Raw genomic sequence first — 24,140 nt, forward strand, 5'->3', positions numbered from 1 at the left:
AGATGGTATTTTTACAACTAGACTTGGCATGATTCCTAATGTTGGTGAGTCTACTTATTTTTTTCTTTGCGTTTTGCTGGATGGGAGGAGAGATTCTTCATCCATGTGGTTACCATCTGTTATAATGACTTTTTTTATCACAAGAGTTTCTTTACAAAGAGTTTGGCCCAGTTTGGCTATCTTTTAGAGAAGTATATCTACTCTTTCTTCTCCAAAAATAGAAAGAAATCGACTTTGCTCTGTTACCTTGCATTAAGCAAGGTTTTTTTGTGGAATAGTACTGGGAAATTTGCGATTTCTTTTTGGAGTGGTATAATATTAACTATCCTGATGAATAGAGGAAGTCACATGAAAGAATTTAATAAATCCATCAAATTAGAGCACGTAGCATATGATATTCGTGGTCCCGTTCTTGAAGAGGCTATGCGTATGCGAGCAAATGGTGAAAAGATTTTACGTCTGAATACAGGAAACCCAGCTGAGTTTGGCTTTACAGCGCCAGACGAGGTCATTCATGACTTGATTATGAATGCACGTGATAGTGAAGGTTATTCAGATTCAAAAGGTATCTTTTCAGCTCGTAAGGCCATCATGCAGTATTGCCAACTAAAGAAATTCCCCAATGTGGATATTGATGATATCTACCTTGGAAATGGGGTTAGTGAGCTAATCGTTATGTCTATGCAAGGGCTTTTGGACAATGGAGATGAAGTCTTGGTTCCTATGCCTGACTATCCTCTTTGGACTGCTGCTGTCAGCTTGGCTGGGGGAAATGCCGTTCACTACGTCTGTGATGAAGAAGCGGAATGGTATCCAGACCTAGATGATATTAAGTCTAAGATTAGTTCAAATACTAAGGCTATTGTCTTGATTAATCCCAATAATCCTACTGGGGCTCTCTATCCTAAAGAACTCTTACTAGATATCATCGAGATTGCTCGTCAAAATGACTTGATTATCTTTGCGGATGAAATCTACGATCGTATGGTTATGGATGGCAATGTTCACACACCGGTCGCAAGTTTGGCTCCAGACCTTTTCTGTGTCAGCATGAATGGTCTGTCTAAATCTCACCGTATCGCTGGTTTCCGTGTTGGTTGGATGGTCTTGTCTGGACCTAAACATCATGTAAAGGGCTACATTGAAGGTCTCAACATGCTCTCAAACATGCGACTTTGTTCGAATGTGCTTGCTCAACAGGTTGTTCAAACTTCACTAGGTGGTCACCAGTCCGTGGATGAGTTGCTTCTTCCTGGTGGTCGTATCTATGAACAAAGAAACTTTATTTATAATGCCATTCAAGATATCCCTGGTTTATCAGCTGTTAAGCCAAAAGCGGGTCTTTATATCTTCCCTAAAATCGACCGCAATATGTACCGTATCGACGATGATGAACAATTTGTCCTTAATTTCTTGAAACAAGAAAAGGTACTTTTAGTACATGGACGTGGCTTTAACTGGAAAGAACCAGACCACTTCCGTATCGTTTATCTACCACGTGTTGATGAGTTAGCCCAAATACAGGAAAAGATGACTCGCTTCTTAAAGCAGTATCGTAGATAAGGGTTTTATAGGTCTCAAGTAGATTTTAGCGTTTTATCTCAGAGAGGTAACGTTTTTATGATTTAAACGTTACCTCTCTGAGATTTTTATTTTCTTGGAAGGATACTAGGCAGGTATAATATCCTGAAAGATTAGAATTTATTGTTAAAATTGATTAGACATTCTAAACTTAGAATCTTTAATATTATAAACATCAGTAACTATGAACTACAAGAGTTAAGATGAATAGAGGAGAATAGGTAAATGAAATGCCAATTATGAATGAGATTCTTACAAAATTTGATGAAAGTCCCAATGATATTAAATTTTTAGAATTTAATAAAAAAATAACGGATAGTATAGAAAGACCACAAGAACTAAAGTTTATCTTAGAACATTTTTCTTATATAACTGTTAATGGTTATTTAAAAATTTTGGGGAATGATTCAGAGAATGGCTTCATTTACTGTAATGAATTGTTTTCAAAATGTTATAATCCTGATCGTTGTTTGATAGCTTATGACATCTTGGGAGGTCTATTTGCAATAAATATTGAAAAATTAAATTCAATAGAATATTTCGCTCCTGATACATTAGAATGGGAAGATTTGGAAATAGATTATAAGGAATTTTTATATTGGGTTATGACAAATCAGTTAGGCACATTTTATCAAGAACTTATAGCACCAGATTTGTTCAAATTAGATTTATCGCTTGAAAAAAATGAAGTTGTTTTGACATATCCTTTTATTTGGTCAATGGAATATACCCCATCAGGTGCAGTTAGAAAAATAGTTCCCTTTAAAGAATTGTTAGAAATGAATGCTGATTTTTATAGACAGTTAAGTATATGAAATCAGTGGATTCAAGAAGTGTATGTTAGTAAGAATTATTTTTTATTGATTTATTAGTCTCTGAAGAGAATGTTACTGATAAGGGCTTTCATAGCAAAAAAGCCGGAAACATTTGTCAGAGCTATTGACAAATAAGTAAGAATCAGATAGAATAGTAAAGTATGTTTAGTAACTGATCACTTTATAGCCGGCTAAACGAATACAAAATCTATGAGGAGGTATTCATCGTGAAACGTACTTATCAACCAAGTAAACTTCGTCGTGCGCGCAAACACGGATTCCGTAACCGTATGTCAACTAAAAACGGTCGTCGCGTATTGGCAGCTCGTCGTCGTAAAGGACGCAAAGTTTTGGCTGCATAATCCAAACAAAATGAAACAAAGAAGTCAGTAGGAACTCGAGCCTACTGATTTTTCTTTTGGAAAAATCACATATAGAAAAAGCTCAAAACCAGAGGATAAGTTCTCTGGTTTTGAGCTTTTTTTATTCTTTCAAATGATAAGAGTAACTAGCAACGACGACATCTTCATGCCATCTGAGAGCATATTTTAATTTGAGGCTCATTTGATTGTGTAGGAAGTTTTGCCAAGGTTTGTTAGGGATAAATTGGGGAACTAGAACTGTAACCGTGTAGTTCTTTTTCTTGGCTTCTTGAGAGATTTTTCGAACATATCGAATTGTAGGAGTGATGATGTCGCGATAGCTAGTAGTAATGTTTTTTAGAGTGATATTTGGGAAGTAATCGGCAAATTCTTGGAGGATTTCTTGGTCCTTTTCTTCGGTTTCCTTGGTGGAAATGTGCATAGCCAAAACCTCATCTCCGATGCTTTGAGCATAGTTAATAGCTCCAACACTGACTCGAGTAACATTTCCCACTAAGACAAGAACGATATTGCCATCGTAGCTTTGTTTTTGAATTCCTTCATAGAGTCGCAGTTGTTTGGCCACTTTTTGGTAATGACTGTGGATGGACAGAAATAGGAAGGTCAAGACCAGGATAATTGGGAAGAATGGCCAGATATCTCCAAGTCTGAAGAGGAGTAAAATAAGGACGATAGCGTAACATATGATGGCGCCAAGGATATTTGCAAAGGCAGATTTTAAGAAATGAGAGCCTTTTTCTTTTTTCCAGTGGCGAATCATCCCTGTTTGAGAAAGTGCAAAGGGAACGAAAACCCCGATAGTATAAAGAGGAATCAAGCGTTCAGTATTTCCGTTGAAAATGAGTAGAAGGATGATAGCACCAAAAGCCAAGGTTAGAATACCGTTTGAATAACCAAGACGGTCTCCCTTTTCCATAAAGAGATGGGGCATGTACTTGTTCTTAGCCATATTGTAAGCCAACATCGGAAAGGCAGAAAAACCAGTATTTGCAGCAACGGCTAGAATTAGGGCAGTTGAGAATTGGAAGAGATAATAAACAATCTGACCGAGTGCTGAATCCCCTAAAATCCCTTTAGCCATTTGTGAGAGGATCGTTTCTCCGTGTTGAGGCATAATCCCCATCCAGTAGTTTAGGAAGGTAATCCCTGCAAATAGAAATCCAAGGATAAGAGACATGATGGTCAGTGTCTGAGCAGCGTTCTTTTCTTTTGGAGTCTTGAAAAATGGAACGGCATTTGAGATGGCTTCAACCCCTGTTAATGAAGCTGAACCGCTTGTAAAAGCTCTTAAAATCAGGACAATTGAGAGACTTGGGACGGTTTGACCGATAGAGGAAGTTGCATGATAGCTTAGAGAACCTGTCAATAGTTGGATTAAACCAAACAATAAGAGGAAGACCGTGCTAAAGATAAAGAGATAGACTGGAATCATCAGAGAACTTGCGGATTCCCTTAGTCCTCTTAGATTTAAAAGCATGAGCAAACATACTAGAAAAATGGAAATGTGGAGGTTGTAGGGGTGAAGGGCAGGAAGTGCAGCAGTGATAGCGTCAGCGCCTGCTGCTACAGATACGGCCACTGTTAGCATGTAGTCAACAAGTAGACTTCCACCAGCAATCAAGCCTAGCTCAGGGGAGAGGTTTTCTCGAGTAACCATATAGGCACCCCCACCTTGAGGGTAGGCGTGGATGATTTGTCGATAAGAAATGGTTAGACTAGCTAATAATAAGAGGACAAAAACGCCGATAGGGAGGCTCCACCAAATAGCGAGAGGAGAAAGGCTGGCCAAGACGAGGACGACCTGCTCAGGCCCGTAAGCAATAGATGAGAGAGCATCGCTTGATAGCATTGCGAGTGCCTGCGTTTTTCCAAGTAGTCCTCCTTCGCCTTCTGTTAAGGACTTAAGGGGACGACCAATAAAGGTATACTTCAGTTTTGTAAACATTTTCTTTCCTTTTCTGAAAAATTTCAACAAGAGTTATTATACTGCTATGAAAAAAAGCCGTCAAGAAAAAAATGAATGATTTCAAAATATTTTTTCCTATAAGGATGAGATTAGTTTTTTGGTATAATAGAAGGTAGAAAAACGAGGGAATATAAATGATTTTTGATACTCATACCCACTTGAATGTGGAAGAATTTTTGGGACGCGAAGAAGAAGAACTTGCCTTAGCGGCTGAAATGGGCGTAACTCGGATGAATATTGTTGGTTTTGACAAACCGACGATTGAACGCGCCCTTGAACTTGTGGAGAAGTATGATCAACTCTATGCGACGATTGGTTGGCATCCAACGGAAGCAGTAACCTATACAGAGGAAGTTGAGAATTACTTGTTAGAAAAACTAAAACATCCCAAAGTTATTGCCTTGGGTGAAATTGGTTTGGACTATCACTGGATGACAGCCCCTAAAGAAGTGCAGGAGCAAGTTTTTCGTCGTCAGATCCAGCTGTCTAAGGAACTGGACTTACCTTTTGTGGTTCACACTCGTGATGCGCTAGAAGACACCTATGAGATTATCAAGAGCGAAGGAGTTGGCCCTCGTGGTGGGATTATGCACTCATTCTCAGGTTCTCTAGAGTGGGCTGAGAAGTTTGTGGAGCTGGGGATGACGATTTCCTTTTCTGGAGTGGTGACCTTTAAAAAAGCGACAGATATTCAGGAAGCAGCCAAAGAGTTACCTTTGGATAAGATTTTGGTAGAAACGGATGCACCTTATTTAGCCCCCGTACCCAAGCGTGGGCGTGAAAACAAGACAGCTTACACGCGCTATATAGTAGACTTTATTGCAGACTTGCGTGGTATGACGACAGAAGAATTGGCAGCTGTGACAAGTGCCAATGCAGAAGGCATCTTTGGATTGGAACGTAAATCATGAAAGAGAAAATTTCCCAAGTCATCGTAGTCGAAGGACGTGATGATACGGCAAATCTAAAACGTTATTTTGATGTGGAGACCTATGAGACTCGTGGATCGGCTATCAATGAACAAGATCTTGAACGAATTCAACGTTTACATGAGCGTCATGGGGTGATTGTCTTTACAGATCCTGATTTTAATGGGGAGCGGATTCGGCGTATGATTATGACAGCCATCCCGACAGTTCAACACGCCTTTCTCAAACGTGATGAAGCAGTTCCCAAGTCCAAGACCAAGGGCTGTTCTTTAGGAATCGAGCATGCTAGTTATGAAGACTTAAGGACGGCTTTGGCACAAGTTACTGAGCAGTTTGAAGCAAAAAGTGACTTTGATATTAGCCGTAGTGACTTGATTCGTCTTGGTTTCCTAGCAGGAGTGGATAGCCGAAAACGCAGAGAATATCTAGGAGAAAGCCTTCGTATCGGTTATTCCAATGGCAAACAACTCCTCAAGCGTTTAGAGTTGTTTGGGATTAGCTTGGCAGAAGTGGAAGAAGCCATGAAATCGTATGATAATTGAGAAACCATCCCAAAATGTAGAGAGAATGTGATACAATAGAAGTAATCATATACGGTTTAATCAGGCTTGGTAGCAAGCATTAGAAAAATGACTCCATAGGATTTGTGTTGAGTGGAGACAATGAGGAAAATTTATGGGAATCTTTGATTATTTGAAAAAGACTGAAGCGGAAGAAGAGTCTAAAAACAATGCATGTGTGGGAGTTTTGGACTTTCTCCCAATGAAGGAAACGAATCAATTATTGATTGTTGGGAGTTTAGAAGGTAGTCTCAAGGTTGGGGAACGGTTGCAGTTTTGCAATCCTGACCAAGGAATGGAGGCTCTTGGTACTGTAGAAGTTAAAAAACTCAGTAGCCAAAACAAAGATGCAGACAGTCTAACGGATCAAGTTCTTGCCCATCTAGTGGTTGATAGGATTCCTTCTTTGGATAAATTGAAAAAAGGAAGTGTACTCTTTAGTTCAGGTGTTGATGAAGAACAAAAATTATCTAGCTATTCAGATGCTCTGTATCGTGCTTTTGTAGCCATCCAAGAGGGGCAGTTGACCAATGAGGACTATTTGGCAGCTAGCCTTGATGACAGTGTAGAGATTTTACGTCTCTTTTTATGGAAATGCCGTCAAAATCAGGAAACTGAAAGTGAAGAAAGCTATCAAGCCAACACTCGCAAGTTAGAACGTCTAGCGGAAATCGTCAAGGACAAGTTGTTAGCAGCAGATTCGGTTTATGCAGTTTATTCGGAAAAAACAGGCGAACCCTATCTTTTCTCAACCACCTATGACAGGGGCGAGGAAGGTTATCTGTGTACGGATCCCATGATTATGCTGTTGACGCCATCTTGGTATCGCCAATTCAAGGAAACCATTGACAGCCGATCAAACTCAGTCGTAAGATTAATTGAAAATACGGAAGATAAAAAAGGAATTGAGAATTTCCTTGGGACAGCCTTTTACTTAAACGGTGCCATGGGAGTAATCTTTAATTCCAAGGAAGTCAGCATCAGTGCTTCAGTTTTGGTTCAGAAACCGGATTTTTCTGATTTGCCAGAAATACAAGTGCCTGTTATGAATCCAGACCTAGTAAGATGGATGCTTTTGATGGGACAGATGGACCAACCGACTACAGAGGAGCAAGAACTAGTTTATGGACTTTACTACAAGTTCTTCTCTATGGCTATGCCTAAAGCAAAATTCTTACTTCCATTAGATGCAACATCAGGATTCCCAGAGGATAATTCAGAAGGAAATTCCTTTGTTTTGGAAAAAGACGCTAACTTTAATATTCCCGTTAGAGAAGGAAAAGATGGACGAAATTCCGTCCCAGTCTTTACCGATTGGAAACGTTTGCGAATGGTCTTTGATGAAAAGTGGAATGGCATGATTGAAGAAGCTGGAGGCATGATTGAAGGATTTGACTATGCCATAAATCCAACGGAGTATTATGAAGCAGGTGCTTATGTTAGTCTAACAGCTTTTAAAGAAATGCAAGAGCTAAGTGAGAGACAAGAAGGAAGAGCTCAAGATTAGAAAGTTCTTAAATATTAGAAAAGAGAATAAATGAGAATTGCAGATTATAGCGTGACCAAGGCAGTGCTGGAGCGTCACGGTTTTACCTTTAAAAAATCCTTCGGGCAAAATTTCCTGACGGATACCAATATCCTTCAAAAAATCGTGGATACGGCTGAAATTGATGATCAGGTCAATGTCATTGAAATCGGGCCAGGAATCGGTGCTTTGACTGAATTTCTAGCTGAGCGTGCAGCTGAGGTCATGGCTTTTGAGATTGACCACCGTTTGGTACCGATTTTGGCAGATACCTTGCGTGATTTTGACAATGTGACCGTAGTCAACGAGGACATTCTTAAGGTTGACTTGGCAAAACATATCCAAAATTTCAAAAATCCTGAACTGCCAATCAAGGTAGTAGCCAACTTGCCATACTACATTACGACGCCTATTCTCATGCATTTAATCGAGAGTGGCATTCCTTTTAGCGAGTTTGTGGTCATGATGCAAAAAGAGGTGGCGGATCGTATCTCTGCTCAACCAAATACCAAGGCATACGGTAGCTTGTCTATTGCTGTGCAGTATTACATGACGGCCAAGGTTGCCTTTATCGTACCTCGTACGGTCTTTGTGCCAGCGCCAAACGTAGATTCAGCTATCCTGAAAATGGTACGCCGTCCAGAACCAGCTGTGTCGGTTGAAGATGAGAACTTTTTCTTTAAGGTTTCCAAGGCTTGCTTCACCCATCGTCGTAAAACCTTGTGGAACAACTTGACAGGTTACTTTGGCAAGACTGAGGAAGTCAAGGACAAGCTGACCAAGGCTTTGGATCAGGCTGGACTGGCACCGAGTGTACGTGGTGAAGCTCTCAGCTTGGCAGAATTTGCCAGTCTAGCAGACGCGCTTAAAGGACAAGGACTCTAGGATGCAAGGACAAATCATTAAAGCCTTGGCTGGCTTTTACTATGTGGAGAGTGAAGATCAGATTTATCAGACACGAGCGCGTGGGAATTTTCGTAAAAAAGGCCATACACCCTACGTTGGAGATTGGGTAGATTTTTCTGCGGAAGAAAACTCTGAAGGCTACATCCTTAAGATTCAGGAACGAAAAAATAGTCTGGTCCGCCCGCCCATTGTCAATATTGACCAAGCCGTTGTCATTATGTCAGTCAAAGAACCTGATTTTAACAGCAACTTGCTGGATCGCTTCTTGGTTCTCTTGGAACATAAGGGCATTCATCCCATTGTTTATATTTCTAAAATGGACCTCTTGTCAGATCGAGGAGAACTGGATTTTTACGAACAGACCTATCGTGCCATCGGCTATGACTTTGTAACTAGTAAAGAAGAGCTCTTGCCACTATTGACAAAGAAGGTGACAGTCTTTATGGGGCAGACAGGTGTTGGGAAGTCAACCCTTCTTAATAAAATCGCACCTGACCTCAACCTTGAAACGGGAGAAATCTCTGATAGTTTAGGTCGTGGTCGTCATACCACTCGAGCTGTTAGCTTTTACAATCTCAATGGTGGGAAAATCGCAGACACGCCAGGATTTTCATCTCTGGATTATGAAGTGTCAACAGCAGAAGACCTCAATCAGGCCTTTCCAGAGATTGCCTCTGTTAGCCGAGACTGTAAGTTCCGTACTTGTACGCATACCCATGAGCCTTCCTGTGCGGTCAAGCCAGCAGTAGAAGAAGGTCTCATTGCGAGCTTCCGTTTTGATAACTATTTGCAATTCCTGAGCGAAATTGAAAATCGCAGAGAAACCTATAAAAAAGTCAGCAAAAAAATTCCAAAATAAGGAGAAACCTATGTCTCAATACAAGATTGCCCCATCAATATTGGCGGCAGACTATGCTAATTTTGAACGTGAAATTAAACGCCTAGAAGCAACTGGGGCGGAATATGCTCATATCGATATCATGGATGGTCACTTTGTACCACAAATCAGCTTTGGTGCAGGTGTAGTCGAAAGTCTTCGTCCTCATAGCAAGATGGTCTTTGATTGCCATTTGATGGTATCAAATCCCGAACATCATTTAGAAGACTTTGCGCGTGCAGGTGCAGACATCATCAGCATCCATGCAGAAGCAACACCTCATATCCATGGCGCTCTTCAAAAGATTCGTTCTCTTGGTGTCAAGCCATCGGTTGTGATCAATCCTGGTACACCAGTTGAAGCGATTAAGCATGTCCTTCATCTAGTTGATCAAGTATTGGTCATGACGGTGAATCCTGGATTTGGTGGGCAAGCCTTTCTACCTGAAACCATGGATAAGATTCGTGAGCTAGTTCTCCTTCGTGAGGAAAAAGGATTGAACTTTGAGATTGAAGTGGATGGCGGGATTGATGATCAAACGATTGCTCAAGCCAAAGAAGCTGGTGCTACAGTCTTTGTAGCAGGATCCTATGTTTTTAAGGGAGATGTCAATGAACGAGTGCAAGCACTCCGAAAACAACTGGACTAAGGTTGCAGTTTTTGCTGGTGGAGACCGTGGACATTATCGGACAGATTTTGATTATTTTGTCGGTGTGGACCGTGGCTCACTCTGGGTACTGGAGGAAAAACTTCCTCTTGCTCTAGCTGTTGGGGATTTTGATTCTGTGACTGTAGAAGAACGTCAGTTGATTCAAAAGTACGCTCAGCACCTTGTCCAAGCTCAGCCAGAAAAAGATGATACCGATCTAGAACTAGCACTTTTAACGATTTTTGAAAAAAATCCTCAAGCTCAGGTGACCATTTTTGGTGCCCTAGGTGGTCGTATTGACCATATGCTGGCCAATGTCTTTCTTCCGAGCAATCCCAAGTTGGCACCCTTTATGCGCCAAATAGAGATTGAGGATGGACAAAATTTGATTAGCTATTGCCCAGAAGGCACCAGTCAGCTAGAGCCACGTTCGGACTATGATTATCTTGCTTTTATGCCTGTGAGGGATAGTCAGTTGACTATTGTCGGAGCCAAGTATGAATTGACTGAGGCGAATTTTTTCTTTAAGAAAGTTTATGCTTCTAACGAATATATAGATAGGGAAGTTTTGGTGACTTGCCCAGATGGCTATGTAGTCGTGCTGCATAGCAAGGACAGGAGATAGGATGGAGATTATAGTACTACTGTTACTAATTGCTAACCTAGCCGGCCTCTTTCTTATTTGGCAGAGGCAGGAAAAGCAGGAGAAATACCTGACCAAAAGTTTAGAAGACCAGGTAGATAATCTTTCAGACCAGTTAGATTATCGATTTGAACAAGCGCGACAAGCAAGCCAGCTGGATCAAAAAAATCTAGAAGTGGCTGTTAGCGACCGTTTGCAGGAGGTGCGGATTGAGTTGCACCAAGGCTTGACTCAGCTTAGGCAGGAGATGAATGAGAACCTTCTTCAAACCAGAGACAAGACCGACCAACGACTACAGGCCTTGCAGGAGTCAAATGAGCAACGTTTAGAGCAGATGCGCCAAACGGTCGAGGAAAAGCTAGAAAAGACCCTACAGACACGCTTGCAAGCATCCTTCGAGACAGTTTCCAAACAGCTAGAATCTGTCAATCGTGGTCTTGGAGAAATGCAGACGGTTGCGCGAGATGTCGGCGCCCTTAACAAGGTCTTATCTGGAACAAAAACTCGAGGAATTCTAGGAGAATTACAACTGGGCCAAATCATAGAAGATATCATGACACCTGCCCAGTATGAGAGAGAATTTGCAACGGTTGAAAACTCGAGTGAACGAGTAGAATACGCTATTAAGTTGCCTGGGCAAGGCGACCAAGAATATGTCTATCTGCCGATTGACTCTAAGTTTCCTTTGGAAGATTATTACCGCCTTGAAGAAGCCTATGAAGCAGGTGATAAGGAAGAAATCGAAAATTGTCGCAAATCACTCCAAACAAGCGTTAAGCGTTTTGCTAAGGATATTAAGAGCAAGTACCTGGCGCCACCTAGGACGACCAATTTTGGGGTCTTGTTTGTTCCGACAGAAGGTCTTTACTCAGAAATCGTTAGAAATCCGATTTTCTTTGATGGTTTGAGACGGGAGGAACAGATTATTGTTGCAGGCCCAAGTACCTTATCAGCTCTTCTCAATTCCCTATCGGTTGGTTTCAAAACTCTCAATATCCAGAAAAGTGCTGATCATATCAGCCAAACTCTTGCTAGTGTTAAAACGGAATTTGGCAAGTTCGGAGGCATTCTGGTCAAGGCCCAAAAACATCTCCAACATGCCTCTGGCAACATTGATGAATTATTAAATCGTCGTACTACAGCTATCGAGCGGACGCTCCGTCACATTGAGTTATCAGAAGGTAAGCCAGCGCTTGACCTACTCCAGTTCCAAGAAGATGAGGAAGAATATGAAGATTAGTCACATGAAAAAAGATGAGCTTTTTGAAGGCTTTTACCTGATCAAGTCAGCTGACCTAAGACAGACACGTGCTGGGAAAAACTACCTAGCCTTTACCTTCCAAGATGATAGTGGGGAAATCGAAGGGAAACTCTGGGATGCCCAACCTCACAATGTTGAGGCCTTTACTGTAGGGAAGGTTGTCCACATGCAGGGACGTCGGGAAGTGTACAACAACACTCCACAGGTCAATCAAATCACCCTTCGCTTACCTCAGCCAGGGGAACCCAATGACCCAGCAGACTTCAAGGTCAAATCACCAGTGGATGTTAAGGAAATCCGCGAGTATATTTCACAGATGATTTTCAAGATTGAAAATCCCATCTGGCAACGTATCGTTCGGAGTCTTTACACCAAATATGATAAGGAATTCTACTCCTATCCAGCAGCAAAAACCAACCACCATGCCTTTGAGACAGGACTTGCTTATCATACTGCCACTATGGTTCGTTTAGCTGAAGCTATCGCAGATGTGTATCCACAGCTGAATAAGAGCTTGCTCTACGCCGGAATTATGTTGCATGACCTAGCCAAGGTTATTGAGTTGACAGGTCCCGATCAGACAGAGTACACAGTAAGAGGCAATCTTATCGGCCATATCGCTTTGATTGATAGCGAAATTACCAAAGCGACAATGGAACTTGGAATCGATGATACTCGAGAAGAAGTCGTTCTTCTACGCCATGTGATTCTCAGTCACCATGGATTGCTCGAGTATGGTAGTCCAGTTCGCCCTCGTGTGATGGAAGCCGAAATCATTCACATGGTTGATAATTTGGATGCCAGCATGATGATGATGTCGACAGCTCTGGCCCTTGTTGATGAAGGAGAAATGACCAACAAAGTCTTTGCTATGGACAATCGTTCCTTCTACAAGCCGAAATTAGACTAAAAACTAAAAAAATGAGCTTTATTTAGGCAATAAAGTTCGTTTTTTTTGTTTGAGTGTGATATAATGAGAAAAAGACTAATAAAAAAGAATGGTGAATAACTAATGAAATTAAGAAGAAGTGATCGGATGGTTGTTATTTCCAATTACTTGATTAACAATCCATACAAATTAACCAGTCTCAATACCTTTGCGGAAAAGTATGAATCTGCTAAATCTTCTATTTCAGAAGATATTGTCATTATTAAACGTGCCTTCGAAGAGATTGAAATCGGCCATATTCAGACGGTGACAGGTGCTGGTGGTGGTGTTATTTTCACACCATCTATCTCTACCCTTGAGTCTAAAACAATCATCGAAGAGCTTCGCAGCAAACTTTCAGAGAGCGACCGCATTCTTCCAGGTGGCTACATTTATTTGTCTGACCTATTGAGTACGCCAGCTATTTTGAAAAATATCGGCCGCATTATTGCCAAGAGCTTTATGGATCAAAAGATTGATGCTGTTATGACTGTTGCAACCAAAGGAGTTCCGCTTGCAAATGCAGTTGCAAATGTTCTCAACGTACCTTTTGTCATTGTCCGTCGTGACTTGAAAATCACTGAAGGTTCAACTGTTAGTGTTAACTATGTTTCAGGTTCTAGTGACCGTATTGAAAAAATGTTCCTTTCAAAACGAAGCCTTAAAGCAGGAAGTCGTGTCTTGATCGTTGATGATTTCTTGAAAGGCGGAGGAACTATTAATGGTATGATTAGCCTTTTAACAGAGTTTGATTCAGAGTTAGCTGGTGTAGCTGTCTTTGCTGATAATGCGCAGGAAGATCGTGAACAGCAGTTTGACTACAAATCACTCTTGAAGGTTACGGACATTGATGTGAAGAACCAACAAATTGCTGTTGAAGTTGGAAATATCTTTGACGAAGAAAAATAAGAATTGACTTGAAATACAAAGGTTGGAACTTTCGTCCCAGCCTTTCTTTGATAATGGATATGAAGGAGTCCTATGAAAACACCATTTATTAAACGTGAAGCCTTAGAAAAGATCGTTGAAGAGTTTCCAACACCTTTCCATCTCTACGATGAAAAAGGGATCCGGGAGAAAGCACGCGCAGTAAACAAAGCCTTTTCTTGGAATAAGGGTTTTAAAGAATACTTCGCAGTAAAAGCGACCCCAACTCCAGCTATCTTGAAAATTTTGCAAGAAGAAGGATGTGGAGTGGATTGTTCTAGTTATGTAGAACTCTTGATGAGTCACAAACTAGGATTTTCTGGTTCCGATATGATGTTCTCGTCCAACAATACCCCAGATCGAGAGTACGCCTATGCCCGTGAACTGGGGGCTACAATCAATTTGGATGCCTTTGAAGATATTGAACATTTAGAGCGTGCAGCTGGGATTCCCGAGATTATCTCTTGCCGCTACAATCCTGGTGGTGTATTTGAACTAGGAACGGATATTATGGATAATCCTGGTGAAGCTAAGTTCGGGATGACTAAGGAACAGCTCTTTGAAGCTTTTGCTATCTTGAAAGAAAAGGGAGCGAAAACTTTTGGCATTCATTCCTTCCTAGCTTCCAATACAGTGACTCACCTCTACTATCCAGAATTAGCCCGTCAGCTCTTTGAGTTGGCCGTGGAAATCAAGGATAAATTAGGAATTTCCCTCGATTTTATCAATCTTTCTGGAGGTATCGGGGTCAACTATCGCCCAGACCAGGATCCAAATGATATTGCTTTGATTGGTGAGGGAGTTCGTCAGGTTTATGAAGAAGTCCTCGCACCAGCAGGTCTTGGTCAGGTGAAGATATTTACAGAACTTGGGCGCTTTATGTTGGCACCTCATGGAGTTCTGGTTACAAGAGTAACCCATAAAAAGAAAACCTACCGAACTTATCTTGGAGTAGATGCATCAGCTGGCAATCTTATGAGACCGGCTATGTATGGAGCCTATCACCACATCACCAATATGATGAATCCTGACGGTCAGACGGAAGTCGTTGATGTTGTTGGCTCTCTTTGTGAAAACAACGATAAGTTTGCAGTTAATCGTGAACTACCTCAAACAGAAATTGGTGATTTGTTAGTCATTCATGATACAGGTGCGCATGGCTTCTCTATGGGCTACCAGTACAATGCCAAACTTCGTTCAGCAGAGATTCTCTATACAAAGGACGGTGGTGCACGGCTAATCCGTAGAGCAGAGCGACCTGAGGACTATTTTGCAACTCTCTATGGATTCGACTTTGACAGGGATTAGAAGAATTTTTGAAAATCATGAAAGTTGAAAGTGAAAAACAGTTTGTTTTCTAAAAAATAGACAAAATCTATTGTTTTTCCTTTCAAGCATGATATAATAAAATTATAAAACGGTTTCAAGGAAGGTGACCTTATGTCTGAAGAAACAATTGACTATGGACAAGTGACAGGAATGGTGCATTCGACAGAGAGTTTTGGGGCAGTAGATGGTCCTGGGATTCGTTTTATTGTCTTTTTGCAGGGCTGTCAGATGCGTTGCCAATATTGCCATAACCCAGATACTTGGGCTATGGAAACCAATAAATCTCGTGTACGAACAGTAGATGATGTTCTAGAAGAAGCGCTTCGTTATCGTGGCTTCTGGGGAGACAAGGGAGGTATTACAGTCAGTGGAGGAGAAGCTCTCTTGCAGATTGATTTCTTGATTGCCCTCTTTACCAAGGCAAAAGAAAAAGGAATTCACTGTACCTTGGATACTTGTGCCCTTCCATTCCGGAACAAACCACGCTATCTAGAAAAATTCAACAAGCTCATGTCCGTGACAGACTTAGTTCTCCTTGATATCAAGGAAATCAACGAAGCACAGCACAAGATTGTAACCAGTCAGACCAACAAAAACATCTTGGCATGTGCGCAGTACTTGTCAGATATTGGGAAACCTGTTTGGATTCGTCACGTTCTCGTACCAGGATTGACAGACCGTGATGAAGATTTGATTGAACTCGGTAAGTTCGTAAAAACTCTTAAAAACGTTGATAAGTTTGAAATCTTACCTTACCACACTATGGGAGAGTTCAAATGGCGTGAACTCGGGATTCCATATTCGCTTGAAGGGGTGAAACCTCCAACAGCAGATCGTGTGAAGAACGCTAAGGAATTGATGGATACAGAAAGTTATCAAGATTACATGAAACGTGTACATGGATAAAAAGAAGCCTGATGGAGACATCGGGCTTTTCTGGTATCAAAAAAGCTTAGCCAAAATGCTAAGCCTTTTATTTTTATCTAGAATGTTGTTTTCCAGAATTGCGTTTTTTGTTTTTCTTCTTAGTAGAAGTTGAGATAACTGCTGTTGATTCAGGGGTTACATCTTTACGAGCAACTGAAGTTTTACTTGCTTTTGGTGGGTTCTTAGCCAGTTCTTCACGTACTTTTTTGCGAAGTTTTGGACGAATAATGTAGTTGACGATGAATTGTTGAAGAATCATCATGAAACCACCGACAACCCAGTAAAGTGTAACGCTGGCTGGTGAGAAGATTGAGAACATGACAATCATCATTGGACTCATGTAAATCATCTTCTTAAGTTGTTCTCTTTGAGTTTCGTCTTCAACTCCATGTAGTGAAAGGAGCGATTGGACGTAGTAGAGAACACCTGCACAGGCGATAAGAATCCAACTTGGAGAACCAAGTGCAATTCCTAGGAAGCTAGCTTCAGAAACACCTTCTGTATGTTGAGCAGCAAAGTAGATCGCTGAGAAGAAAGGCATTTGGATGAGGAGAGGGAAACATCCTACTCCGCCAAACATACTGATACCGTGCTCTTTTTGAGCAGCAAAGAGGGCTTGTTGGGCTTCCAGTTTTTCTTCTTGAGTTGTTGCTTCTTTCAGACGAGTCTGATGTGGCTCAAGAACATGCTTGAGGGCGTTCATCTTTTCAGAATGAAGCGTTGCCTTCCATGATTGATAGATACCAAGTGGTAAAATAATCAAGCGTACGATAATGGTTACGATAATAATAGCGACCCCGAAGCCTAGCCCTTTATCAGTAGCGAAGTACTTGATAGCTTCTCCCATCGGGGCACCCAAGAAATCCCAAACGGGACCAATTGGCTTACCTGTTGCTTTATCAATCTGAACGCAACCTGTCAAGACTAATAGCATAGCTACTCCCATGATAGAGAGGGCGATTCGTTTAATTGATTTCACTGTTTTTATTCCTTCTTTAAAAATTATACCTTTCTATTCTACTGTTTTTTTGGAAAATATACAATAGTTCTCTGGACCTAATTTGCTACTTTGAAATCTGAATAGGATGGGAAGTTGCTCAATTGAACATCTAGATAAGTTACTTTTGAGAAGGGAGTAGGTCCTTTTCGGATTTCTTGGATGAACTTAGCCATGATAGCTGAAGACTCTGCTTGGGCAAGAATTTCAACGGTTCCGTCATCGTTGTTCCAGACACGACCAGTGATTCCACCTAGATCGAGGGCAAGGGTATAAACGCCCCAGCGGAAACCAACGCCTTGAACGCGACCCTGTGCGATCATTTTGACCTTTTGCATACCAAACCTCCTTGATTGTGTTATAATACCTTTATGACTATTATAACCTCTAAAGCTAATTCTGTGGTAAAAAATGCCAAGAAATTGCATCAAAAAAAATATCGAAAATCTTCTTATTTAATTGAAGGATGGCATTTGTTTGAAGAGGCTGTTCAGGCTGGTGCAAAGATTGAGAAAATATTTGCCCTTTCAGAGTATGGTGAAAAATTAACGGACTACCCTCAGACTGCCTTTGTGACAGAAGAAATCTTGTTTGATTTGGCAGATTCACAAACGCCTCAGGGCATCGTTGCCATTGTTCAAAAGGAAGAAGAGCAGTTGCCGGATTTCACCTCTGGAAAATATCTTTTCTTGGAAGACGTGCAGGATCCTGGAAATGTTGGCACAATGATTCGAACGGCAGATGCAGCAGGTTTTTCGGGAGTCATTGTTTCAAGCAAGTCAGCAGATATTTATAGTTTGAAGACTCTCCGATCCATGCAGGGCAGTCATTTTCATGTACCGATTTATCGGATGCCTGTTGAAACATTTGTAGAAGGGGCTAAAAAGGGCAATTTACCAATTCTGGCAACTACTTTGTCCCCAAAATCTAAAGATTATCGTGAGCTTGCTCAGCCAGAAGATTTCGCCTTGGTCATGGGAAATGAAGGGCAAGGCATTAGTCCATTCATGGCAGATCATGCAGACCAACTGGTTCATATTACCATGAAAGGGCAAGCGGAAAGTCTCAACGTTGCCATTGCTGCAGGCATACTCATGTTTTATTTGAGTTAAAATAGTTTATTTTTGTTATAATCAGTAAAAAGATTTCATAAGGAGAAAAAATATGAATCAAACAATTATTCAAGAACGTTCTGGTTTGAATCAATTTTATGCAAAAGTATATACTTTTGTAGGGATTGGAATTGCTCTATCTGCAATTGTTTCAGCCTTGATGTTAACAACCTTCCAAGATCTTCTTGTACAGTTGATGTTAAATGCACGTATATGGCTAATCGTAACAGGAATTGTTGAAGTTGCTCTAGTGATTTTTGCAAGTGGTTTAGCGCTAAAGAATAGTCCAGCAACCCTTCCAATATTCCTGCTATATTCAGCGGTCAATGGGTTCTCACTAAGCTTCATTGTGGCGCTTTATCTTCCTGGTACAGTTTTAACAGCCTTTATCTCCAGTGCGGCCCTCTTCTTTGTGATGGCAATCGTAGGTGTAGTCATCAAAAAGGATTTGAGCGGGATCGGTCGTGCTTTGATTGCAGCCTTATTTGGTTTGATACTAGCAATGGTTGTCAATATCTTCTTAAATAGTGACCTAATGGACTATATCATTAGTATCATTATGGTTCTTGTCTTTTCAGGGCTGATTGCTTGGGATAATCAAAAAATTCGTTATGTTTACGAAGAGTCAGACGGTCAGGTAGCTACAGGTTGGGCAATTTCTTTAGCGCTTAGCCTCTACCTCGACTTTATCAACCTCTTCCTTAGCTTCTTACGAATCTTTGGAAGAGACGATTAATACTTTTAGAGCTCAAATGAGCTCTTTTTTAATTTTTACTTTCATTTTTACTGACAAAAAGGTATAATCTTTTTATTATTCAAAAGGAGCAACGTATGAAGAAAAGTTTTATCCATCAGCAAGAAGAGATTTCCTTTGTAAAAAATACCTTTACCCAGTATTTAAAAGATAAGTTAGAAGTAGTAGAAGTACAAGGACCAATCTTGAGTAAGGTTGGGGACGGGATGCAGGACAACCTTTCAGGGATTGAACATCCCGTATCTGTTAAAGTTCTGCAAATCCCAAATGAAACCTATGAGGTGGTACATTCGCTTGCTAAGTGGAAACGCCATACCTTGGCCCGTTTTGGTTTTGGTGAAGGAGAAGGCCTTTTCGTTCACATGAAGGCCCTTCGTCCAGACGAAGACTCACTAGATGCGACTCACTCAGTTTATGTTGACCAGTGGGACTGGGAAAAGGTCATTCCTAATGGGCACCGTAATCTAGCCTATCTCAAGGAAACAGTTGAAAAGATTTATAAGGCTATTCGTTTAACAGAGCTGGCAGTCGAAGCCCGCTATGATATTGAGTCAATCTTGCCGAAGCAAATTACCTTTATCTATACTGAAGAATTGGTAGAACGCTACCCAGATTTGACACCAAAAGAACGTGAAAATGCTATTTGTAAAGAGTTTGGCGCGGTCTTCTTGATTGGTATCGGTGGTGTACTGTCAGATGGAAAACCTCATGACGGACGTGCACCAGACTATGATGACTGGACAACAGAATCTGAAAATGGCTATAAGGGTCTGAATGGAGATATTCTTGTTTGGAATGATAACTTAGGTGCGGCCTTTGAGTTGTCTTCTATGGGAATTCGTGTTGATGAAGACACCCTTCGTCGTCAGGTTGCGATTACAGGAGATGAAGCCCGTTTATCCCTAGAATGGCATAGGGCTCTCTTGAACGGACTCTTCCCATTGACAATTGGTGGAGGGATCGGACAGTCACGTATGGCCATGTTCTTGCTTCGTAAGAAGCACATTGGTGAAGTCCAAACTAGTGTTTGGCCACAAGAAGTCAGAGATACTTACGAAAATATTCTTTAAACAATCGAACCGATAGGTTCGATTTTCTTATTTCATCAGAATTTGGTATAATATACCTTATGAAAATCGTATCAGGAATCTATGGAGGCCGTCCTTTAAAGACCTTGGATGGGAAAACGACGAGACCGACATCGGACAAAGTCCGAGGAGCTATCTTCAATATGATTGGTCCCTACTTTGAAGGAGGGCGTGTGCTAGACCTCTATGCTGGTAGTGGTGGCTTATCCATCGAGGCAGTTTCAAGAGGAATGTCGAGCGCTGTTCTAGTCGAGAAGGATCGCCGAGCCCAGGATATTGTGGCAGAAAATATCAGGATGACCAAGGAGACATCTAAGTTTCAATTATTGAAAATGGAATCCAGTCGAGCATTGGAGCAAGTGGATGGTGTCTTCGATCTCATCTTTTTGGATCCTCCCTATGCAAAGGAACAGATCGTATCTGACATTGAAAAAATGGCTGAGCGTGATCTTTTTTCAGATGATGTCATGGTGGTTTGTGAAACCGATAAATCAGTAGAACTTCCAGAAGAAATTGCCTGTTTGGGTATCTGGAAGGAAAAAATATATGGAATTAGTAAGGTGACGGTTTATGTCAGATAAAATTGGCCTATTTACAGGTTCTTTTGATCCAATGACCAATGGTCATTTGGATCTCATCGAGCGTGCAAGTAAGCTCTTTGATCAATTGTATGTGGGAATTTTTTATAATCCACACAAAAATGGATTTTTACCGATAGAAAGTCGGTTAAAGACGGTTGAAAGAGCAGTGGCACATCTAAAAAATGTTCAGGTCATATCCTCTCATGATGAATTAGTCGTTGATGTTTCTAGAAAACTAGGTGTAGAGGTTTTGGTGCGTGGCTTGCGTAATGCGACAGATCTTCAGTACGAAGCCAGTTTTGATTTTTACAACCATCAATTAGCAGAAGAAATTGAGACAGTCTATCTCCATGCTCGACCAGAGCATATTTACATCAGCTCTTCAGCTGTGAGAGAACTATTGAAATTTGGTCAAGATATCAGCGAGTATGTACCAAATGCTGTCTTGGAGGAGTTAAACAATGAAGAAAAAAACTAGATGGCCCATATATCTAATCATCGGGCTTATTGTCACTTTTATTGCTTTTACGGTGCCTCTGCCTTACTACATTGAGGTGCCAGGGACTTCAGAAGATATTCGAAAGGTTTTACAAGTCAATAACCAACCTGACCAAGAAGAAGGTTCTTATCAATTTGTGACGGTTGGAGTTAAACACGCTAGAATGGTGGACTTGGTTTATGCTTGGTTAACACCTTTTACAGATATTCGTAGTGCCAAAGAGATGACAGGTGGTTCTTCAGATGCAGAATTTATGCGAATCAACCAGTTTTACATGGAAACTTCGCAAAACATGGCCAAATATCAGGGTCTGAAGTCGGCGGGTAAGGAGATAGAACTCAAATACCTAGGAGTCTATGTTTTGACCGTAACAGACAATTCAACCTTCAAGGGCATTCTCAATATTGCTGATACTGTAACAGCTGTGAACGATAAGACTTTTGAAAGTTCCAAGGAGATGGTCGACTACGTCAACTCTCAAACGCTAGGTGACAAGGTTAAGGTTACTTATCAAGAAGACGGGAAAGTCAAAACTGCTGAAGGAAAAATCATTACTCTGGAAAATGGGAAAAATGGTATCGGAATCGGTTTGATTGACCGCACAGAAGTGTCAAGTGATGTGCCAATCAAGTTTTCAACGGCTGGTATTGGTGGTCCAAGTGCAGGAATGATGTTTAGTTTATCCATCTATACTCAAATTGCAGACCCAACTCTTCGAAACGGACGCATTATTGCTGGTACAGGAAGTATCGATAGAGATGGAAATGTTGGCGATATTGGTGGGATTGACAAAAAAGTTGTTGCTGCAGCTAAAAAGGGAGCGACTGTATTCTTTGCTCCTAACAATCCAGTAACGGAAGAAGCTAAAAAGGCCAATCCCAATGCTAAAAGTAATTATGACACGGCTGTAGAAGCTGCTGAAATGATTAAAACTGACATGAAGATTGTTCCAGTAAAAACTCTTCAGGATGCAATAGACTACTTGAAAAACAACCCCTAAAATACGGTGTGAGTCCATAGACTAGCGTAGAAAAAGAGAAGATGGTATAATAGGCAGATGATTCAATTGTTTTTTACCCTCAGTAGTCATATGTTTTTTGTCTACCTGGTTTTTCAACTCTTGAGAGATTTGGTCAAATGGGAACAAATTTTGAAGGTGACTAAGGACAATGCGAGGAAGGTACGACTTTTGGTCGTGTTGTGTAGTATCAGTTTAGGATATCTGATTAGCTCTTTTTTCCTAAATCTCTACCAATTATGGCAAGAAGCAGTACGAGGATTATTCTAAACTCGAAAGTAAAGGAAAATAATTATGGAAAAAATTGTAGTTCGAGGTGGCGATAATCGCCTTGTCGGAAGTGTCACCATCGAGGGTGCGAAAAATGCAGTTTTGCCCTTACTTGCTGCAACTGTTTTAGCAAGTGAAGGAAAAACTGTATTAAAAAATGTCCCTATCTTATCAGATGTCTTTACCATGAATCAGGTGGTTCGTGGCTTAAATGCGAAGGTAGACTTTGATCAGGATGCTCATATTGTCGAAGTTGATGCAACTGGAGACATCACCGAAGAAGCACCTTATAAGTATGTCAGCAAGATGCGTGCTTCAATTGTAGTCTTGGGTCCAATCCTAGCTAGAGTTGGTCACGCTAAAGTTTCGATGCCAGGTGGTTGTACCATCGGTAGTCGCCCTATCGATCTTCACCTAAAGGGACTCGAAGCAATGGGAGCTCAGATTACTCAAACGGCAGGTTATATCGAAGCTAAGGCGGACCGTTTGCACGGAGCTCACATCTATATGGACTTTCCTAGTGTTGGAGCAACCCAAAACTTAATGATGGCTGCGACGCTTGCTGATGGAGTCACTGTTATTGAAAATGCAGCGCGTGAACCTGAGATTGTAGACCTAGCTGTCCTCTTAAATAAAATGGGAGCTAAAGTCAAGGGAGCAGGAACAGAAACAGTTACTATCACTGGTGTTGAAAAACTACAGGGTGCTACACACAATGTTGTTCAGGATCGTATTGAAGCAGGTACCTTTATGGTTGCTGCTGCAATGACAGGTGGAGATGTCCTAATTCAAGATGCTATCTGGGAACATAACCGACCATTGTTAGCGAAATTACAGGAAATGGGTGTTGAAGTCATTGATGAGGATGAAGGTATCCGCATCCGTTCTCAACGAGACAAACTAAAAGCAGTTCATGTTAAGACACTTCCGCATCCAGGGTTTCCTACGGACATGCAGGCACAGTTTACTGCTCTTATGACGGTTGCTCAAGGAGAATCAACTATGATTGAGACAGTCTTTGAGAATCGTTTCCAACATCTAGAAGAAATGCGTCGTATGGGCTTACATTCTGAGATTATCCGTGATACAGCTCGTATCGTCGGAGGTCAACCTCTACAAGGGGCAGAAGTGTTGTCTACAGACCTTCGTGCAAGTGCAGCCTTGATATTGACAGGTTTAGTGGCCGAGGGTGAGACAGTTGTTGGAAAACTTGTCCATTTGGATAGAGGCTATTATTGTTTCCATGAAAAATTAGCTCAGTTAGGAGCTAATATTGAACGGGTAAGTGTGGAAGCTGATGAAGATGAATAAACAAGGATCTTATGTATTACGTAGATTCCTACTAGTTATTATTGTCCTACTTCTAGGAGTCTTAGCACTTGGGATTGGCTTGATGATTGGCTACGGTATCTTGGGCAAGAGTCAAGATCCATGGGCAATTTTAGCACCGGAGAAATGGCATGAGTTAATTACGAAATTTACAGGAAAATGAGAGTGGGACAGAAATCGGTAATTCGTTAGAATTCGATTTCGTTATCCTGCCTTCGCACAGTTGAGTAGGGCTGTAAAAGCTGATGAAATCAGCGTAGTAGAGTCCACTCAGCCACTGCGACTT

Annotated in this window: 27 protein-coding genes; 24 read left to right on the forward strand and 3 right to left on the reverse strand. The window is 41.1% G+C overall.

Going from position 1 to position 24,140, the window contains the following annotated elements:
• Nucleotides 1–348 precede the first annotated feature (348 nt).
• The 3 genes from NGI26_RS00115 to rpmH all read left to right on the forward strand — a co-directional run bounded on the left by NGI26_RS00115 (nt 349) and on the right by rpmH (nt 2,758).
• Nucleotides 349–1,563 (forward strand): pyridoxal phosphate-dependent aminotransferase, encoded by a 1,215-nt coding sequence (locus NGI26_RS00115; protein ID WP_004251584.1) that lies wholly within the window; start codon nt 349–351, stop codon nt 1,561–1,563.
• 248 nt (nt 1,564–1,811) lie between these two features.
• Nucleotides 1,812–2,396, forward strand: coding sequence for a DUF2625 family protein (locus NGI26_RS00120; RefSeq protein ID WP_251934426.1), 585 nt, complete (start codon nt 1,812–1,814; stop codon nt 2,394–2,396).
• 227 nt (nt 2,397–2,623) lie between these two features.
• On the forward strand, nt 2,624–2,758 hold the full coding sequence (gene rpmH / locus NGI26_RS00125) for a 50S ribosomal protein L34 (protein WP_000831905.1): 135 nt from the start codon (nt 2,624–2,626) through the stop codon (nt 2,756–2,758).
• Between the two features lie 121 nt (nt 2,759–2,879).
• Here rpmH and kimA read toward each other — a convergent pair whose 3' ends face one another.
• Nucleotides 2,880–4,724 carry a potassium transporter KimA gene (gene kimA, locus NGI26_RS00130; protein WP_251934428.1) on the reverse strand — a complete coding sequence of 615 codons (1,845 nt, stop codon included), beginning with the start codon at nt 4,722–4,724 and terminating at the stop codon, nt 2,880–2,882.
• A gap of 155 nt (nt 4,725–4,879) precedes the next feature.
• On the opposite strand from kimA, the gene NGI26_RS00135 reads away from it, so the two are divergent.
• From NGI26_RS00135 to pflA, 12 genes are all read left to right on the forward strand, one after another.
• Nucleotides 4,880–5,656 carry a TatD family hydrolase gene (locus tag NGI26_RS00135; protein ID WP_251934430.1) on the forward strand — a complete coding sequence of 259 codons (777 nt, stop codon included), beginning with the start codon at nt 4,880–4,882 and terminating at the stop codon, nt 5,654–5,656.
• Complete coding sequence (gene rnmV / locus NGI26_RS00140; RefSeq protein WP_251934432.1) at nt 5,653–6,216, forward strand: ribonuclease M5; 564 nt, start codon at nt 5,653–5,655, stop codon at nt 6,214–6,216. Before NGI26_RS00135 ends, rnmV begins: the two co-directional genes overlap by 4 nt.
• 133 nt (nt 6,217–6,349) lie before the next feature.
• Entirely contained in the window at nt 6,350–7,741 is a 1,392-nt protein-coding gene (locus tag NGI26_RS00145; protein WP_251934434.1) for an SseB family protein, read from the forward strand.
• 30 nt (nt 7,742–7,771) lie between these two features.
• Nucleotides 7,772–8,644 carry a 16S rRNA (adenine(1518)-N(6)/adenine(1519)-N(6))-dimethyltransferase RsmA gene (gene rsmA / locus NGI26_RS00150; protein WP_251934436.1) on the forward strand — a complete coding sequence of 291 codons (873 nt, stop codon included), beginning with the start codon at nt 7,772–7,774 and terminating at the stop codon, nt 8,642–8,644.
• A gap of 1 nt (nt 8,645) precedes the next feature.
• Complete coding sequence (gene rsgA / locus NGI26_RS00155) at nt 8,646–9,524, forward strand: ribosome small subunit-dependent GTPase A (protein ID WP_251934438.1); 879 nt, start codon at nt 8,646–8,648, stop codon at nt 9,522–9,524.
• Nucleotides 9,525–9,534: 10 nt separating this feature from the next.
• Nucleotides 9,535–10,191 (forward strand): ribulose-phosphate 3-epimerase, encoded by a 657-nt coding sequence (gene rpe, locus NGI26_RS00160; protein WP_251934440.1) that lies wholly within the window; start codon nt 9,535–9,537, stop codon nt 10,189–10,191.
• On the forward strand, nt 10,154–10,816 hold the full coding sequence (locus NGI26_RS00165) for a thiamine diphosphokinase (protein ID WP_251934447.1): 663 nt from the start codon (nt 10,154–10,156) through the stop codon (nt 10,814–10,816). Before rpe ends, NGI26_RS00165 begins: the two co-directional genes overlap by 38 nt.
• A 1-nt stretch (nt 10,817) precedes the next feature.
• Nucleotides 10,818–12,074: a DNA recombination protein RmuC gene (locus NGI26_RS00170; RefSeq protein WP_251934449.1), complete on the forward strand. Its 1,257-nt coding sequence runs from the start codon at nt 10,818–10,820 to the stop codon at nt 12,072–12,074.
• Entirely contained in the window at nt 12,064–13,005 is a 942-nt protein-coding gene (locus tag NGI26_RS00175) for a 3'-5' exoribonuclease YhaM family protein (protein ID WP_251934452.1), read from the forward strand. Before NGI26_RS00170 ends, NGI26_RS00175 begins: the two co-directional genes overlap by 11 nt.
• 102 nt (nt 13,006–13,107) lie before the next feature.
• Nucleotides 13,108–13,932 carry a pur operon repressor gene (purR, locus tag NGI26_RS00180; RefSeq protein ID WP_251934456.1) on the forward strand — a complete coding sequence of 275 codons (825 nt, stop codon included), beginning with the start codon at nt 13,108–13,110 and terminating at the stop codon, nt 13,930–13,932.
• Nucleotides 13,933–14,004: 72 nt separating this feature from the next.
• Nucleotides 14,005–15,258: a diaminopimelate decarboxylase gene (locus tag NGI26_RS00185; protein ID WP_251934458.1), complete on the forward strand. Its 1,254-nt coding sequence runs from the start codon at nt 14,005–14,007 to the stop codon at nt 15,256–15,258.
• Nucleotides 15,259–15,390: 132 nt separating this feature from the next.
• The gene (gene pflA, locus NGI26_RS00190; RefSeq protein WP_251934461.1) at nt 15,391–16,185 is read left to right on the forward strand and encodes a pyruvate formate-lyase-activating protein; all 795 of its coding nucleotides are present in this window, start codon (nt 15,391–15,393) and stop codon (nt 16,183–16,185) included.
• A gap of 73 nt (nt 16,186–16,258) precedes the next feature.
• Here pflA and yidC read toward each other — a convergent pair whose 3' ends face one another.
• Both yidC and NGI26_RS00200 read right to left on the reverse strand, forming a co-directional pair.
• Nucleotides 16,259–17,185 (reverse strand): membrane protein insertase YidC, encoded by a 927-nt coding sequence (gene yidC, locus NGI26_RS00195; protein WP_251934463.1) that lies wholly within the window; start codon nt 17,183–17,185, stop codon nt 16,259–16,261.
• 77 nt (nt 17,186–17,262) lie between these two features.
• On the reverse strand, nt 17,263–17,541 hold the full coding sequence (locus NGI26_RS00200; protein WP_251934465.1) for an acylphosphatase: 279 nt from the start codon (nt 17,539–17,541) through the stop codon (nt 17,263–17,265).
• Nucleotides 17,542–17,574: 33 nt separating this feature from the next.
• On the opposite strand from NGI26_RS00200, the gene NGI26_RS00205 reads away from it, so the two are divergent.
• From NGI26_RS00205 to NGI26_RS00245, 9 genes are all read left to right on the forward strand, one after another.
• A complete protein-coding gene (locus tag NGI26_RS00205; RefSeq protein ID WP_251934475.1) occupies nt 17,575–18,315 on the forward strand; it encodes a TrmH family RNA methyltransferase in 741 nt (246 codons plus the stop codon).
• A gap of 52 nt (nt 18,316–18,367) precedes the next feature.
• Nucleotides 18,368–19,051: a Bax inhibitor-1/YccA family protein gene (locus NGI26_RS00210; RefSeq protein WP_251934477.1), complete on the forward strand. Its 684-nt coding sequence runs from the start codon at nt 18,368–18,370 to the stop codon at nt 19,049–19,051.
• 95 nt (nt 19,052–19,146) lie between these two features.
• Nucleotides 19,147–20,139 carry an aspartate--ammonia ligase gene (asnA, locus tag NGI26_RS00215; protein ID WP_251934479.1) on the forward strand — a complete coding sequence of 331 codons (993 nt, stop codon included), beginning with the start codon at nt 19,147–19,149 and terminating at the stop codon, nt 20,137–20,139.
• A 59-nt stretch (nt 20,140–20,198) separates the two neighbouring features.
• Nucleotides 20,199–20,738 (forward strand): 16S rRNA (guanine(966)-N(2))-methyltransferase RsmD, encoded by a 540-nt coding sequence (gene rsmD, locus NGI26_RS00220; protein ID WP_251934482.1) that lies wholly within the window; start codon nt 20,199–20,201, stop codon nt 20,736–20,738.
• Entirely contained in the window at nt 20,728–21,216 is a 489-nt protein-coding gene (gene coaD / locus NGI26_RS00225; protein WP_251934484.1) for a pantetheine-phosphate adenylyltransferase, read from the forward strand. Before rsmD ends, coaD begins: the two co-directional genes overlap by 11 nt.
• On the forward strand, nt 21,200–22,237 hold the full coding sequence (locus NGI26_RS00230; RefSeq protein ID WP_251934487.1) for a SepM family pheromone-processing serine protease: 1,038 nt from the start codon (nt 21,200–21,202) through the stop codon (nt 22,235–22,237). Before coaD ends, NGI26_RS00230 begins: the two co-directional genes overlap by 17 nt.
• Before the next feature lie 57 nt (nt 22,238–22,294).
• On the forward strand, nt 22,295–22,525 hold the full coding sequence (locus NGI26_RS00235) for a DUF1146 family protein (RefSeq protein ID WP_286009815.1): 231 nt from the start codon (nt 22,295–22,297) through the stop codon (nt 22,523–22,525).
• 24 nt (nt 22,526–22,549) lie between these two features.
• Nucleotides 22,550–23,836 carry a UDP-N-acetylglucosamine 1-carboxyvinyltransferase gene (murA, locus tag NGI26_RS00240; RefSeq protein ID WP_251934490.1) on the forward strand — a complete coding sequence of 429 codons (1,287 nt, stop codon included), beginning with the start codon at nt 22,550–22,552 and terminating at the stop codon, nt 23,834–23,836.
• A complete protein-coding gene (locus NGI26_RS00245) occupies nt 23,829–24,017 on the forward strand; it encodes a DNA-directed RNA polymerase subunit beta (protein WP_251934493.1) in 189 nt (62 codons plus the stop codon). The genes murA and NGI26_RS00245 overlap by 8 nt, the downstream gene beginning before the upstream one ends.
• The last annotated feature ends 123 nt before the right edge of the window (nt 24,018–24,140 follow it).

Source organism: Streptococcus sp. Marseille-Q0941 (assembly GCF_943736975.1).
Classification (GTDB): Bacteria; Bacillota; Bacilli; order Lactobacillales; family Streptococcaceae; genus Streptococcus.

Coding starts and splice junctions, on each gene's coding strand:
- NGI26_RS00115 (WP_004251584.1), top strand. CDS start 349: ATGAAAGAATTTAATAAATCCATCAAATTAGAGCACGTAGCATATGAT.
- NGI26_RS00120 (WP_251934426.1), top strand. CDS start 1,812: ATGCCAATTATGAATGAGATTCTTACAAAATTTGATGAAAGTCCCAAT.
- kimA (WP_251934428.1), bottom strand. CDS start 4,724: ATGTTTACAAAACTGAAGTATACCTTTATTGGTCGTCCCCTTAAGTCC.
- NGI26_RS00135 (WP_251934430.1), top strand. CDS start 4,880: ATGATTTTTGATACTCATACCCACTTGAATGTGGAAGAATTTTTGGGA.
- rnmV (WP_251934432.1), top strand. CDS start 5,653: ATGAAAGAGAAAATTTCCCAAGTCATCGTAGTCGAAGGACGTGATGAT.
- NGI26_RS00145 (WP_251934434.1), top strand. CDS start 6,350: ATGGGAATCTTTGATTATTTGAAAAAGACTGAAGCGGAAGAAGAGTCT.
- rsmA (WP_251934436.1), top strand. CDS start 7,772: ATGAGAATTGCAGATTATAGCGTGACCAAGGCAGTGCTGGAGCGTCAC.
- rsgA (WP_251934438.1), top strand. CDS start 8,646: ATGCAAGGACAAATCATTAAAGCCTTGGCTGGCTTTTACTATGTGGAG.
- rpe (WP_251934440.1), top strand. CDS start 9,535: ATGTCTCAATACAAGATTGCCCCATCAATATTGGCGGCAGACTATGCT.
- NGI26_RS00165 (WP_251934447.1), top strand. CDS start 10,154: ATGAACGAGTGCAAGCACTCCGAAAACAACTGGACTAAGGTTGCAGTT.
- NGI26_RS00170 (WP_251934449.1), top strand. CDS start 10,818: ATGGAGATTATAGTACTACTGTTACTAATTGCTAACCTAGCCGGCCTC.
- NGI26_RS00175 (WP_251934452.1), top strand. CDS start 12,064: ATGAAGATTAGTCACATGAAAAAAGATGAGCTTTTTGAAGGCTTTTAC.
- purR (WP_251934456.1), top strand. CDS start 13,108: ATGAAATTAAGAAGAAGTGATCGGATGGTTGTTATTTCCAATTACTTG.
- NGI26_RS00185 (WP_251934458.1), top strand. CDS start 14,005: ATGAAAACACCATTTATTAAACGTGAAGCCTTAGAAAAGATCGTTGAA.
- pflA (WP_251934461.1), top strand. CDS start 15,391: ATGTCTGAAGAAACAATTGACTATGGACAAGTGACAGGAATGGTGCAT.
- NGI26_RS00200 (WP_251934465.1), bottom strand. CDS start 17,541: ATGCAAAAGGTCAAAATGATCGCACAGGGTCGCGTTCAAGGCGTTGGT.
- NGI26_RS00205 (WP_251934475.1), top strand. CDS start 17,575: ATGACTATTATAACCTCTAAAGCTAATTCTGTGGTAAAAAATGCCAAG.
- NGI26_RS00210 (WP_251934477.1), top strand. CDS start 18,368: ATGAATCAAACAATTATTCAAGAACGTTCTGGTTTGAATCAATTTTAT.
- asnA (WP_251934479.1), top strand. CDS start 19,147: ATGAAGAAAAGTTTTATCCATCAGCAAGAAGAGATTTCCTTTGTAAAA.
- rsmD (WP_251934482.1), top strand. CDS start 20,199: ATGAAAATCGTATCAGGAATCTATGGAGGCCGTCCTTTAAAGACCTTG.
- coaD (WP_251934484.1), top strand. CDS start 20,728: ATGTCAGATAAAATTGGCCTATTTACAGGTTCTTTTGATCCAATGACC.
- NGI26_RS00230 (WP_251934487.1), top strand. CDS start 21,200: ATGAAGAAAAAAACTAGATGGCCCATATATCTAATCATCGGGCTTATT.
- NGI26_RS00235 (WP_286009815.1), top strand. CDS start 22,295: ATGATTCAATTGTTTTTTACCCTCAGTAGTCATATGTTTTTTGTCTAC.
- murA (WP_251934490.1), top strand. CDS start 22,550: ATGGAAAAAATTGTAGTTCGAGGTGGCGATAATCGCCTTGTCGGAAGT.
- NGI26_RS00245 (WP_251934493.1), top strand. CDS start 23,829: ATGAATAAACAAGGATCTTATGTATTACGTAGATTCCTACTAGTTATT.